This is a genomic window from Marinimicrobium koreense (genome assembly GCF_003762925.1).
Lineage (GTDB): Bacteria > Pseudomonadota > Gammaproteobacteria > Pseudomonadales > Cellvibrionaceae > Marinimicrobium > Marinimicrobium koreense.
Genome location: NZ_RJUK01000001.1, coordinates 1,846,399 through 1,859,074, shown reverse-complemented (window position 1 = coordinate 1,859,074; position 12,676 = coordinate 1,846,399). Strand labels below are relative to the sequence as shown.

The following is a 12,676-nucleotide window of genomic DNA, read 5'->3' as shown; positions in this document are numbered from 1 at the left end:
TTCGGTCATCAGTGAATTTCAATGCGATGACTGACCGGCGTCTTCTGCTCCACTTTGGGCACGTTCAATTTCAACACTCCGTTGTTGAACTCCGCCTTGATATCCTTTTCCTTGACGTCCGTTCCCAGGTTGAAGCTTCGAGTGTACTTGCCATAGCGTCTCTCCTGACGAATGACGCGTCCATCCTTTTCTTCCTTGTTTTCAAACCGGGATTCGGCGCTGATGGTCAGCATGCCGTTGTCCAGGGTCACGTCAATATCTTTCTTGTCCACGCCGGGTAACTCGGCGGTCAATTCGTAATGATCCATTTTCTCGGTGATATCCACTCTGGGCGAAAACGCATCCGCGTTCATCGAAGCAGAGCTTCTTGATAGCGGTGCCCAGAAATTGTCGAACAGGCTATCAATATCAAATACTGAACTACGTGGTATCAGGTTCATAAGAACACCTCCTTTGAACATCCAGAGCTTGTCTCTGTTTGCGTTACCTATATTGGTCCTGTTTCGTCCTTTATCAATTGATCCAGCGCAAGAAATGGGTGTTAAAACCCTTGTTTCAGCTCACCGATCGACCGCCGTCCACAGCGATAATCTGTCCGGTTATATAGGGCGCTTTGGTTAAAAGAAAAAGAATGGTGTCAGCAATATCCTGGGGATCACCGGGGCGGTTCAGCGGGACCCGATCGAGAATGGTCGCTTTCCCGTCATCGTCCAGTTCCGCCTCCTGCTCCGGCCACAGAATGGCGCCGGGGGCGATGCCGTTGACGCGCACTTCAGGGGCCAACTCTCGCGCCAAAGATTTGGTCAGCATTACGTTGCCCGCTTTGGCGGCACAATAAATGGGGTGGTTTTTCAGTGGGCGCTCGGCATGGATGTCGGCCATGGTGATTATGGCACCCTCTGTTTCTTTCAGCGCGTCCGCCAAAGCCTGGGCAAGAAAGAAGGGGGCTTTAAGGTTGCTGCTCATCAGGTCGTTCCACTGTTCTTCACTCGCCTCTCCCACCGGAGTGGGGTAAAAGCTGGACGCGTTATTGATCAGTGCGTCCATGCGGCCCCACTGTTTCAAGGCGTTCTCGGCCAGTTGTTGAACGTCTTTCAGTTGACTCAAATCCGCTTGCAGCGCCACGGCGCTGTCGGGACGAAGCGCGTTGAGCTCATGGCTGAGTGCCTCGGCGTCCTGCTGCGAGCCGCGGTAGTGGATGACGACCCGGTAGCCGGAGGCATGCAGGGTTTTTGCGGTGACCGCGCCGATGCGACGGGCCGCGCCGGTCAGTAGGGCAACGGGAGCGTCAGTAGTCATAAAATCCTCTTGAATCTGTGAATAAACTGTCCGACGTAGTACGCTGGTGGTCTATTAAACGATGAATAAGCCAATAATAACCGTCCGGAGTGCATTCATGGTACCGCTTCACCGTCGCCTTCACACTGGGGTGAGTGTCGCGCTGGCACTGCTGCTGGCCGCCTGTGGTGGCGGACAGAGCGATGACGACGCCCGAGCGCCCTCGGGACCGTCTGGCCTGAGCGAGCGGCCGGAGAATCAGACCTGTCTGGCTACCCGTTTCACTCAGGATTCGACGGTGGCGCTCAAGCCGCTGGTGCCTGAAGGTACCTTCACCGCGCCGGTCGGGGCGGTCAGCCACCCGAGTCTTGAGCAGGTACTTTATGTACTGGAGCAGCGGGGCACCATCTGGCGCCTGGACCTGTCCGAGGCAAACCCCACGCCGGCGCTGTTTGTGGACCTGAGGGACTACACCGATGTGCAGTTTGAGCCCACTCACTGTTTTGAGTGCGGTCTGTTCAGTATGGCGTTCCACCCGGATTTCGAGCAGAACGGCTTTGTCTATGTGTCTTTGACCGAGGGTGGAGAGGCATTCGAAGTTGCGCCCGAATCCTATGTCGCCCGGTTTCGCTCTGACGATGAAGGGATGAGTCTGGTGCAATCCGGGCCTGGCGAGTTGGAGCGTACCGATATTTACCATGTCCAGCAGACCACCGAAATTCATAACAACGGTCGTCTGGCGTTTGGCCCGGACAACTATCTTTACGTCAGCTTTGGTGACGGTGGGCCGGGTGGCGATCCCAACCGCAATGCCCAGGATCCCACCAACCCCTTTGGTACTCTGTTGCGGCTCACCGACGAGGGGGCACCGGCACCGGGCAATCAGGTAGAGGGCGGTCTGCCCGAAGTGTTTGCCTATGGCCTGCGCAACCCCTGGCAGTGGAGTTTTGACCGGGAGACCGGCGAACTCTGGGCCGGTGATGTCGGCCAGGGCCGGACCGAAGAGATCAACCGGATTGTCAACGGGGCCAATTATGGTTGGCCCTGCCTGGAAGGCGCCGACGTCATGCAGTCCTGTTCCGATACCAGTGGCTTTGAGGCGCCGGTGTTTTCCTACCAGCGGGGGGATGGCCGGTCGGTAACCGGAGGTTATGTCTATCGCGGCGAGCAGCTCGACAACTTATACGGGGTCTATCTGTTCAGCGATTTTGCCTCGGGTCTGCTCTGGGGCCTGTTCACTACCCCCGAGGGGGATCTTGAACGCCGCCAACTGCTCGATACCGGCGGCTCGGTGGTGTCCTTTGGGGAGGAACTCGATGGCGAGTTGCTACTGGTGGACTACGAGGGCGGCCAGGTGTCCCGGTTGGTGGCCGAGGCGCAGGACTCCCGGCAGGAGCCGATTCCCGAGTGGCTGTCGGAAACCGGCTGTATGAATCCCGATAACCCGGCTGAGCCGGGCGACGGGCTGATCCCTTATGGCGTCCGCGAGCCCTTCTGGTCCGATGGGGCGGATAAAACCCGCTATCTCGCACTGCCTGACGATGCCACCATCGACGTGGATGAGACGGGTGATTTTGATCTGCCGGTGGGGTCGGTATTGGTCAAGCAGTTCTATCGGCACGACGAGCTGATCGAAACGAGGCTGATGCTCAACCAGCCCGCGACCGGGTGGGTCGGGCACAGTTACCGCTGGACCAGCACGGGCACCGATGCGCGCCGGGTAATCGAGGCCGAGGACGTCGAGATCCAGGGCCAGTTATGGCACTACCCGAGCAGTGCCGAGTGCTCCCAGTGTCACACCAGCGCGGCGGGAGACAGTCTCGGGCTGGAAGTTCGTCAGCTCAATACCGACTTCGACTACGTCGGCACCACGGCCAATCAACTGGATACCCTGGCGGCCATCGGGGTGTTGACCGAGCCGCTGACTCAACGGCAGAGAGCCAACCCCCTGGTGGACAGCCGGGATGAGTCGCACCCACTCGATTTGCGCGCCCGCGCCTACTTGCACAGCAACTGCGCCAACTGCCACCGCCCCGGGGGGACCAGTCAGGCCAGTATGGATCTGCGCTTCGATACGCTGCCCGAGGCCATGAACCTGTGTAATGTGGGGCCAATGCAGAGCGATCTGGGCATTGAGGACGCCCGCCTGCTGGCGCCGGGCGAGCCGGAGCGCTCGCTATTGTGGCAGCGCTTGATGGCCAATGATGGCAACCGTATGCCGCCTCTGGGCAGTCATGTACTGGATGACCATGGGATCGGGTTGATTGAAAACTGGATCGCGCAGATGGACGAGTGCACGGGCTTTTTCGCACCCGTGGGTGAAGCGTTGATTCTGCGCAATGTCGGCATTGATCAACCCTTGGGAGAGGACGGTACGCAAGATCCTTTGGCCGCGTCCTGGCAGTTGGAGCCCGAGGGCCCGAGCTACTACCGGATTCGCTTGACGGGGACGGATCAGTACATTCATGCCGAGCAGGCGCGGCCGGCGGTCGGGACCATCGAACCGGGTTGGCTGAGTGCCCAATGGTTTCCCGAGCGCGAGGGCGACTCAGTTCGCTGGCGCAACCGCTGGCACGAAAATCAGTACCTGTCCGTCGACGCGGCCAGCGGTGAGCTGCAATTGAGAGATGCCGCCAACCTGGATGACAACACTATATGGCAAGTCCGACAGCACCCGTAGGGTGGATCGGTCCGACGCCTCGGAGGCCGCAGGCCGTCATCCACCATTGATGGAATGCTGCAAAGGTGGAATGACACAAAGCGCGTAATCCGACAATACCCGTCAGCCGCGTAGGTCAGATTAGCGGCGTAGGTCGGATTAGCGCAACGCGCGTAATCCGACAACACCATCCGACACCCCCCCAGTCAGGACGCGCGGCTCGCCTTGAACTCCGAAAGCCGCGCCAACCGCTCCCGATCCAGCGCCTCACCAAAGGCTTTTCCAGTGTGCCCCTGGGCCGCAATCTCGCGGTTGTCGATCGCCTGGCAGGCCTTCAGGGCGCCGCGCAGATAATCGGCTTGAGGGTAATCCCGGTCTTCAAAACCGGTGCGTCCCCGGGCGTCAGCTTCACAACAGAGCAGAAATTGCTCGAACTGCGCCGGTTTGCGAAAGGCATCCGCCGCCCTGAGCAACTTCAGTATCGTGGCCGGTTTCAATTCCAGCGCCCGATGACTGTGGGTGTGATATTCCGCCCCCAATCGGGCCAGGCGGCGGTAGTCTTTCGGTGCGGTGATGCGCTCGCACAGGGTATCCACCAGGGGCAGGCTGCGTTGCTCGTGACCTATGTGTCGGGGCCACTCTTCCTTCGGCGTCACGCCCTTGCCCAGATCGTGAATCAGCGCGGCAAAACGGACCCGGGTATCTCCGGTCAGCTGTGCGGCCTGCTCCAGCACCATCAGGCAGTGCACGCCGGTATCCACCTCCGGATGATGCTCCGGACGTTGGGGAACACCGAACAGGGCATCCACTTCCGGCAGTACCCGGGCGAGCGCGCCGCAGTCGCGCAGGCACTGAATAAATACCTGCGGGTCCCGCTCCCCCAGAGCCCGTTCCATTTCTTTCCAGACCCGCTCGGGAACCAGGTGATCCACCTCGCCACTGGCGACCATGTCGCGCATCAGCGCCAGGGTATCCTCCGCGACGGTGAAACCCAGATGGTGATAGCGCGCCGCAAATCGGGCAACGCGTAAAATGCGGACCGGATCTTCGCTGAACGCCGGAGAGACATGCCGGAGCAGACGTGCCTCTAAATCCCGGGCGCCGCCGTAGGGGTCCACCAGTTCGCCGCGCTCGTTCTCCGCCATGGCATTGATGGTCAGGTCCCGCCGGGCCAGGTCCTGCTCCAGAGTGACATCGGGGGCGGTGTGAAACTGAAAACCGGTATAGCCGGGTGCGGTTTTTCGCTCGGTGCGCGCCAGGGCGTACTCCTCTCCCGTCTGCGGATGGAGAAACACCGGGAAATCCTTGCCCACGGGCGTAAAGCCCTGAGCCTGCAGGTCTTCCGGGCGCGCGCCCACCACGACCCAGTCTTTTTCCGAGTAGGGGTAACCGAGCCGCTTGTCGCGCACTGCGCCGCCCACCAGATAAATTTCCATAGAGACTTCACTGCAAAAAGGAGATAAACGACAAAATTATACGGTGCATCATGTTCGCACAAAAAAATCGGCTTTGCTCGTTGTGCTTTGCGTGAGCATCGCTTAATGTATCGGTTCGTTATGTGTTTTCCGCAGGTTTGCCTGTTTTATCCGAGGTCTGTGATTCAATGAATGTTTTCCGTATGCCGGTGGTGATTCTGGTGGCGCGCGCCCTGCGTTGGGCGGTGCGTGCACGAGCTATTGCGCGGCGGAAAACGAGGCAACCCTGACGAGTACAGCCATTACCGTTTTCAAAAAAGCCGCAGCGACCACTGCGGCTTTTTTCGTTTTGAGCCGCAGGCGTTACTGCCTCAACAAAAGGAGTGTGACCCGTGCAGGTGTATCTGGCCTATGGCCTGGTGGTATTGATTTGGTCGACCACGCCACTGGCGATTCAGTGGAGCAATGACAGCGTTTCGTTTATCACTGCGGTGCTGATGCGGATGGGGCTGGCCGCCGCGCTGGCGCTGGTGATTGTGGCGGTGCTGCGCCGTCGTCTGTTCGCCCAGCCGGGGGTGTGGAAAGTCTACCTGGCCGCGTCCTTTGGCATCTTCCCCAATATGCTGGTGGTCTATTGGTCCGCGCAGTTTATTCCCTCGGGGCTGATCGCGGTGATTTTTGCTCTGTCCCCATTTGTGACCGGGTTACTGAGCTGGTTGATCCTTCGGGAAAACCCCTTCAGCCCACGCCGGGTACTCGCGCTTATGGTGGCGCTGATCGGGCTGTGCATCATTTTCTGGGATCAGCTCCATATCGATGCCCGCTCGGCGCTGGGCATCGGGGGCATACTGTTGTCCTGCGGGTTGTTCAGCCTCAGCAGCGTCAGCCTCAAGCGGCTGGACCAGGGCACGGGACCGCTGGAGCAGACCGCCGGGGCATTGTTGTTTGCCTTTCCGGGTTTATTGCTGAGCTGGTGGCTGTTCGATGGCCAGGTGCCGCAGAGCCTGTCCACCAAAAGCCTGAGCGGGCTGGTGTATCTGGCGACCCTGGGCTCCCTGTTGGGCTTTACCCTGTTCTATTTTGTTCTGCAGCGATTGACGCCCAGCGCGGTTTCGTTGATTACCCTGATGACCCCCGTGCTGGCGTTGCTGCTGGGGACGCTGGTGGCGAACGAACGGGTATCCCCCTCGCTGCTGGGCGGTGCGGCACTGGTGCTGCTGGCGCTGCTTGCCTATCTGGATCTGGGGGTGGACCGCTGGTGGCGTCGACGTATGGCGGCACCGGAGGTGGAGCGAGTGTAATGTTCTGGTGCAAAGGAGTGCACGCCAGTGTTCCATAATGGTGCGTTTCAATTTTGAAAGGGCTGGTTAAATAGTGAGCAAAGCGGCTTATCCTTATGATTTTAAAGGGAAAATAAAAGTTGGCTCGGTCTTCGCAAAAGCCTTCGTACCTGTACAAGAATCGGGTAAGCCACTTGGCTCATTACGGGCCAGTGGCGTCAAAACTCAAAGATAGCCAACGTTAGAGGACGTACTCATGAACATGAAGCAAAAATTCCTGGCTGGTGCCGTCGCCGCGTCTGCAATGGCCTCCGCCGCTCTGGCTCCTGTGGCTCACGCCGAAGTTTCCGCCTCGGTGGGTGCTGCCAACATGTACTACTGGCGTGGTCTGGATCTGGGTAATGGTGATCCGGCTGTCTGGGGTGATATCAACGTCAGCAGCAACGGTTTCTATGGTGGTATGTGGGCTTCTTCCGGTGATGCTGCCCTCGGTACCGAATATGATCTTTACGCCGGTTACGGTAGCTCGGTCGGGGACTTCTCCTTCGATGTGAGCCTGTGGTCCTATTCGTATCCGACGAATACAGATCCCACGGCCCCTACCGAGCCGGGCGATCTGGTGGAAGCGGTCATCGGCCTGGGATACGGACCGGTCTCCCTGACTCACTATGCTGACGTAGAAGGTAACGAGGACTACTCTTACACCACACTGGGTGTGGCGTTTGGAGACTACTCTGTAACTTACGGCTCGCATGATGGCACTGGCGCTCTGGACGGATACGCTCACGTCGATCTTGGCTATGCCTACAATGAAAACCTGAGTTTCACTTTGGGTCTGGTTGCCGATGACGTTGACGGCCTGAACCCGGATAGCCCGAAGTTTGTAGTCGGCTTCAGCATTCCGATCGAATAAGCTCACGTTTCCGGCCTGAAACCTGAGAAAAGGGTGCCTCATTGAGGCGCCCTTTTTTTGTATTGGCGGCATCTGATTCCCTCTCAATGCGCCCATATGTGCCAACCCGACGCGCTGCGTGGAACCCGGGCAGTGCGGATGCTAAGGTTAGGTCAGCCGTGGCCTTCGGTCGGCGACGGCATTTGGGGCAAGTTCGAGGTACGCCATCGATGTGAAGTGCTCGGCGAGGAGTTTGCCGGTTTGTGCTGCAAGGATAAAAGGAGAACGCGCATGCAGCGAACGTTACCCACCCAATTCATTACGTCCAGTCTCACCCACGGCGCTTCGCCGTTTCGCGCTCGCCGCATCGCTTTGGCTCTGACGGCCGGGCTGTTGACGGGGGCCGGTTCGTCGGTCTTTGCCGCCACCTCTCAGTCGGTGATTGAAGAGGTGCTGGTGACCGCCCAGAAACGCGAGCAGTCGATGCAGGATGTCTCCGTCGCCGTCACCGCTTTTTCCGGGGCGGCCATCGAAAAGATGGGCTTTGAAGAAGGCCTGGATATCACCCAGCAAGTACCCAATATGAATTTCTTCGCCATCTTTGGCGAAGCGTCCAGCCCGTCGATCAGTCTGCGCGGTATCAGCCTGGTGAATTTTTCCGACTCCTGGGAATCGCCGGTCGCACTCTATGTGGATGACGTTTATCGGGGCAATCCCGCCGGTTCGGCGATTCAGCTGTTTGACCTTGAACGGGTGGAAGTCTTGCGTGGCCCCCAGGGCACCCTGTACGGACGCAACACCACCGGTGGCCTGGTTCACTACGTGTCCAAAAGGCCCACGGAAACCTTTGAGTCCTCGGCCAGTGTAAGTTACGGACGCTACGCTGAAGTGATTGCCGAAGGCATGATGTCGGGACAGCTGGCAGATGGTTTGATGGGGCGGGCCGCCATCAAGCGCACTCACAATGACGGCTGGCAGGTCAATGCGGTGGATGGCCAGAAGCTGAACGACACCAACAGTTTCGGTTACCGCCTGCAATTGTTGCGCGACTACGGTGACGATGGTCAGTGGTTGCTGAACGTTCATGGCAGTCAGGCCGACCAGCAATCCGTGGGCTTTGCCCACATGGGCTATCTGGAATCGGCGGATGAGTCGGCGGCGACCTGTAGCATCGCTCGGATTCAGTCGGGGCTGTGCACCAGCGCCACTTTTGACATGACCGGGCGCGAAGCGGCTGGCGGTATTTTCGATCCCGGCCAAGTGGCTTCGAGTTCGCCGGGTGGCCTGACCACGGACATCAAAACCTTTGGCTCATCATTGACCGTGGAGTTGCCGGTCACCGAGGGTGTGACTTTCACTTCGGTCAGTGCGCTGGAAACCCTGGACAAGTTTATGCAGGACGATGGCGATGGCACGCCGGTGGTGTTTTTTGATGAGCAGTATTCGGTGGACGCTGAGCAGCTTACTCAGGAGTTCCGTCTGAATGGCCGAAGCGCCCGAACCAAGTGGGTCACCGGGCTGTATTACTACGATGATCACCGCGATCTGCTGACCGAGGCGCCCACCACCGAAAGCGCCCGAACGGATGACTGGTATGAATTTTTCCATCGCGAGGATGTGTCACTGGACAGCCAGTCCTGGGCGGTATTCGGTCAGTATGAGTATGACTTTACCTCGCAACTCACCGGTATCGCCGGGGTGCGCTATACCGAAGAAAAGCGTCAGTTCCGTCAGGATGCGGGCCCGAGTTTCTATGAGGAGATCGATGTTCGGGACAGCCTGGAAGAGGACTCGGTAACCGGCAAGCTGGGTCTGGATTGGCGCCCGAACCCGGATACCCTGATTTACGGCAGCGTGTCCACCGGCTTCAAGAGCGGCGGCTTTTCGGGCAGCTACAACGCCTCCCTGGAAGCGACCCGGCCGGTGGAAGCGGAAGACATTACCAACCTGGAACTGGGTTACAAAAATACCATGGCCGGTGGCCGCGTGCGGCTCAATGCCTCGGTGTTCACCTATGAGGTGGAAGGTTATCAGGCTCAGGTGTTCTTGACGGTAGCCGATGGCAGTGTGATTACCAATGCGGGCGATGTGACCGGCACTGGTGCCGAGGTCGAGCTGAATGCGCAGGTTACCGACAACTTTGAAGTGATCGCCGGGTTGGGTTGGCTCGATACCGAGTTTGATTCCGAGCAGATCTTCATCGTGGCCGGGGATGAGTACACCTTCGATGGCAACGAACTCCCCTCGGCTCCCAATCTGACCTATAACCTGGTGGCCCGTTACTACCAGGGTCTGGGGGATCGCGGCGAGCTGACCTATCAGGTGGATTACAGTTGGCAGGACGACCATTTCCTGCAGATTGAAAATGATCCCTATTCGAAACAGTCGGCCTACGGACTGGTCAACGCCAAGCTGAGCTGGATGTCCCCCGAGGGCACCTGGACGGTGGCGGCCTTTGTGACCAACCTGACCGATGAAGAGTACTTCACCTATCAGAACACCCTGGGTTCCGATTGGGGTTACGGTGTCTGGGGTAAGCCGCGTATGGGCGGCGTGCGTGTGGGGTGGAAGTTCTGATCGCGCGGGCCGGTCAGTTCTCGGCCAGATAACGCATCAGGCCATCGGGGTGGTCGGTGAAGATGCCGTCTACCCCGGCGTCCATCAGGCGGCGCCAATCTTTCGGGTGGTTGGCGGTGTAGATCCACACTTTCCTGCCGCGCTGTCGAATGTCCTCGATCAGCACTTCGGGCATGAAGTCCTGACTGAGGTGCACGCTGTACGCATCAATCCGATCCGCGCTCTGCGCCAGATCCAGCGGTACGCCGTAGAGCAGCAGTCCGCGCCGGACCTCGGGCAGGCGTTGTTGTAGCTGGGCCAACTGGCAATGATCGAAGCTGGAGACGATCCAGGATTTGGGGCTCTGCCCGGAGCTCTGTCGGTGAGCGGTCAGAATGCGTACCAGGGCGTCGACGCAGTCCGGGCCTTTCAGTTCGATATTGAGCAGGGCGCGCTCACCAACCAACTCCAGTACCTGGCTGAGCCGGGGCAGGTGCTCCCCGTTGCTCAGGCGCAGGGCTTCGAGGTGATCCCGAGACAGATCGGACAGGACCTGATAGCCGGCAATCTCACGCCCCAGGCGGCGGTCGTGGGTGACCCACAGCTCGTCGTGCAGCTGCCACACATCAATTTCAATCGCCGGTGCGCCCATGGCCAGGCTGCGACGGATGGCCTCCAGGCTGTTTTCCGGCCCGGGCCCACCCCGGTGTGCGATACATAGCATAGTGATTACCCCGTGGTGGATTGCAGCTGTTGCTCCAATTGGGAGAGGCGCTCGGGCGTACCCACATCACTCCATTGGCCGTGGTGCACCCGACCTTCCAGTTGTCCGGCCTCGATGGCGGGGCGCAGGGCTTCCAATAGCGGAAACACCGACCGGCGCTCGGGGTAGCGGGCCACCAGCGCCGGGCGCAGAAGGCTGACCCCGGTAAAGGTATAGCGCTCGGCGTCTGTCGCCAGGCCAACCCGCGAGGCGGACAGGCTGAAGTCGCCTCGGGGGTGAAATGTCGGGTTTGGGACCAGCAGCAGCCGGCCCAGAGCGGAGTCGGGCAGGGTGGGCTCGGTCAGTGTCGGTAGCGGGAAGTCGGTCCAGACATCGCCATTGATCAGCAGGAAGGGCGCCTCACCCAGCAAGGGCAGGGCCCGGTAGATGGCGCCGCCGGTTTCCAGGGGCTCGGGTTCGCGCGAATAGTGTATCGCCAGGCCAAAACGGTTGCCGTCTCCGGCAAACTGCTCGATTTTTTCGGCCAGGTAGGCGGTGTTGATGATGACCTCGCGTACGCCGGCTTGTGCCAGTGCCTCCAGGTGGTACTGCAGCAGTGGCTTGCCGCCCACCGCCAGCAGGGGCTTGGGGGTGTGGTCGGTGAGCGGGCGCATGCGCTTGCCCAGCCCGGCAGCGAGGATCATGGCTTTCACGGGGTGGTCTCGCCCGCCAGCCGATAGTCCTCGTACCACGACTGGCTCTGGGCCTTGGGCAGCACCTTGTGTTCAAACCAATAGCGGAAATCGGCCAGTTCGGGGTAGTGGCTGGCCACTTCGAGCACATAGCGAATGACCAGGGGCAGGTGTTTCAGATACTGGGGCTTGTCGTCGCGCAGGGCGAGGCGGGAGAAAATGCCCAGCACTTTGAGATGTCGCTGCAGCCCCATCCAGTCGAACCACTGCAGGAACTGGCTTTCCGTGACGTCCTCCAGCAACCCGATGCCGCAGGCCATATTGCCGTAGCCCAGGGCCCACTGGCGGATCTGATCGGCGGGCCAGCGGATGTAACAGTCGCGCAGCAGGGACACCAGGTCATAGGTGATCGGGCCCCAGACCGCATCCTGAAAGTCCACGATGCTCATACAGCCGTCGGGCCGGATCAGCAGATTTCGGGAGTGGTAGTCCCGGTGTACCGCCACCTGGGGCTGCTCCAGAGCGCTCTGCTCCAGGCGGTCAAAGACATCGTCCAGCAATGATTGCTCTTCGGAGGACAATTCCAGCCCCAGCATGCCCTCGAGGAACCACTCGATAAACAGATTGAGTTCCCGGCGCAGGAAGGCCTGGTCGTAGGGCGGGAAATGCTCACTGCCGGGAGTCTGCTGCAACGCGAGCAGTTGCATCAGCGCCTCGCCGTACAGGGCGGTGGCGGACTCGGGCTGCTGGCGCAGGGCGCGGTGCAGCAGTCGGTCGCCAAAATCTTCCAGCAACAAAAAGCCGTTTTCGGGGTCTACCGAGGCGACCTTGGGAACCGCGATGTGGTGGTTGAGCAGGTGCTGGGACAGCTCGGCAAAGCGGCCAGCGTTCTCCTGCGGAGGCGGTGCGTCGACGGCCAGCAGCGAGGGCTCGGTGTTCAGGCGGTAGTAGCGGCGAAAGCCCGCATCACCGTTCAGGGGCGTGAACTGCAGCAATTCCGGTGAGCTGTGGGCGTGCAGCTCGGCCAATTGGGCTCTGGCCCAGTGTTCCAGTTGGTCCTGTCGAGCCGCGAGCGGGTCGGTCATGGGGCGTCCTCGTTATTGTGGATACTGCGTACTGGAATTCTAACCCGGTTTGACCGCAAGAAGTCAAAGCCGGTAGCCGGAAAAAGGGTTGAATCCCGGGCTTTCATTCCATGACC

10 protein-coding genes are annotated in these 12,676 nt (G+C 59.8%); 4 read left to right on the top strand and 6 right to left on the bottom strand.

What is annotated here, in order from left to right; genetic code table 11:
- Positions 1-8: 8 nt before the first annotated feature.
- Both EDC38_RS08125 and EDC38_RS08120 read right to left on the bottom strand, forming a co-directional pair.
- On the bottom strand, positions 9-440 hold the full coding sequence (locus EDC38_RS08125; protein ID WP_123638066.1) for an Hsp20/alpha crystallin family protein: 432 nt from the start codon (positions 438-440) through the stop codon (positions 9-11).
- Between the two features lie 115 nt (positions 441-555).
- A complete protein-coding gene (locus EDC38_RS08120; RefSeq protein ID WP_123638065.1) occupies positions 556-1,299 on the bottom strand; it encodes a pteridine reductase in 744 nt (247 codons plus the stop codon).
- 97 nt (positions 1,300-1,396) lie between these two features.
- Between EDC38_RS08120 and EDC38_RS08115 the strand changes: the two genes are divergently transcribed.
- On the top strand, positions 1,397-3,958 hold the full coding sequence (locus EDC38_RS08115) for a PQQ-dependent sugar dehydrogenase (protein WP_170162878.1): 2,562 nt from the start codon (positions 1,397-1,399) through the stop codon (positions 3,956-3,958).
- 185 nt (positions 3,959-4,143) lie between these two features.
- Here the strand turns inward: EDC38_RS08115 and EDC38_RS08110 are convergent, their stop codons facing one another.
- Positions 4,144-5,373 carry a multifunctional CCA addition/repair protein gene (locus tag EDC38_RS08110; RefSeq protein ID WP_123638063.1) on the bottom strand — a complete coding sequence of 410 codons (1,230 nt, stop codon included), beginning with the start codon at positions 5,371-5,373 and terminating at the stop codon, positions 4,144-4,146.
- Between the two features lie 371 nt (positions 5,374-5,744).
- Here EDC38_RS08110 and EDC38_RS08105 point away from each other — a divergent pair, with 371 nt between their 5' ends.
- From EDC38_RS08105 to EDC38_RS08095, 3 genes are all read left to right on the top strand, one after another.
- On the top strand, positions 5,745-6,653 hold the full coding sequence (locus tag EDC38_RS08105; protein WP_123638062.1) for a DMT family transporter: 909 nt from the start codon (positions 5,745-5,747) through the stop codon (positions 6,651-6,653).
- A 235-nt stretch (positions 6,654-6,888) separates the two neighbouring features.
- The gene (locus tag EDC38_RS08100) at positions 6,889-7,545 is read left to right on the top strand and encodes a TorF family putative porin (RefSeq protein ID WP_123638061.1); all 657 of its coding nucleotides are present in this window, start codon (positions 6,889-6,891) and stop codon (positions 7,543-7,545) included.
- A 270-nt stretch (positions 7,546-7,815) separates the two neighbouring features.
- The gene (locus EDC38_RS08095) at positions 7,816-10,101 is read left to right on the top strand and encodes a TonB-dependent receptor (protein ID WP_170162877.1); all 2,286 of its coding nucleotides are present in this window, start codon (positions 7,816-7,818) and stop codon (positions 10,099-10,101) included.
- Between the two features lie 13 nt (positions 10,102-10,114).
- Here the strand turns inward: EDC38_RS08095 and EDC38_RS08090 are convergent, their stop codons facing one another.
- From EDC38_RS08090 to EDC38_RS08080, 3 genes are read right to left on the bottom strand one after another with little or no spacing between them, the layout of a single operon-like run.
- On the bottom strand, positions 10,115-10,804 hold the full coding sequence (locus EDC38_RS08090) for a glycerophosphodiester phosphodiesterase (protein WP_246004363.1): 690 nt from the start codon (positions 10,802-10,804) through the stop codon (positions 10,115-10,117).
- Positions 10,805-10,809: 5 nt separating this feature from the next.
- Positions 10,810-11,487 carry an N-acetylmuramate alpha-1-phosphate uridylyltransferase MurU gene (gene murU, locus EDC38_RS08085; protein ID WP_342769072.1) on the bottom strand — a complete coding sequence of 226 codons (678 nt, stop codon included), beginning with the start codon at positions 11,485-11,487 and terminating at the stop codon, positions 10,810-10,812.
- Between the two features lie 5 nt (positions 11,488-11,492).
- Positions 11,493-12,560, bottom strand: a complete 1,068-nt coding sequence (locus tag EDC38_RS08080) for an aminoglycoside phosphotransferase family protein (protein ID WP_123638057.1) — start codon at positions 12,558-12,560, stop codon at positions 11,493-11,495.
- Positions 12,561-12,676: the final 116 nt, after the last annotated feature.

Excerpts from the sequence above, each read along its gene's own strand:
- EDC38_RS08125 (WP_123638066.1), bottom strand. The coding sequence starts at position 440 with ATGAACCTGATACCACGTAGTTCAGTATTTGATATTGATAGCCTGTTC.
- EDC38_RS08120 (WP_123638065.1), bottom strand. The coding sequence starts at position 1,299 with ATGACTACTGACGCTCCCGTTGCCCTACTGACCGGCGCGGCCCGTCGC.
- EDC38_RS08115 (WP_170162878.1), top strand. The coding sequence starts at position 1,397 with ATGGTACCGCTTCACCGTCGCCTTCACACTGGGGTGAGTGTCGCGCTG.
- EDC38_RS08110 (WP_123638063.1), bottom strand. The coding sequence starts at position 5,373 with ATGGAAATTTATCTGGTGGGCGGCGCAGTGCGCGACAAGCGGCTCGGT.
- EDC38_RS08100 (WP_123638061.1), top strand. The coding sequence starts at position 6,889 with ATGAACATGAAGCAAAAATTCCTGGCTGGTGCCGTCGCCGCGTCTGCA.
- EDC38_RS08095 (WP_170162877.1), top strand. The coding sequence starts at position 7,816 with ATGCAGCGAACGTTACCCACCCAATTCATTACGTCCAGTCTCACCCAC.
- EDC38_RS08090 (WP_246004363.1), bottom strand. The coding sequence starts at position 10,804 with ATGCTATGTATCGCACACCGGGGTGGGCCCGGGCCGGAAAACAGCCTG.
- murU (WP_342769072.1), bottom strand. The coding sequence starts at position 11,487 with ATGATCCTCGCTGCCGGGCTGGGCAAGCGCATGCGCCCGCTCACCGAC.
- EDC38_RS08080 (WP_123638057.1), bottom strand. The coding sequence starts at position 12,560 with ATGACCGACCCGCTCGCGGCTCGACAGGACCAACTGGAACACTGGGCC.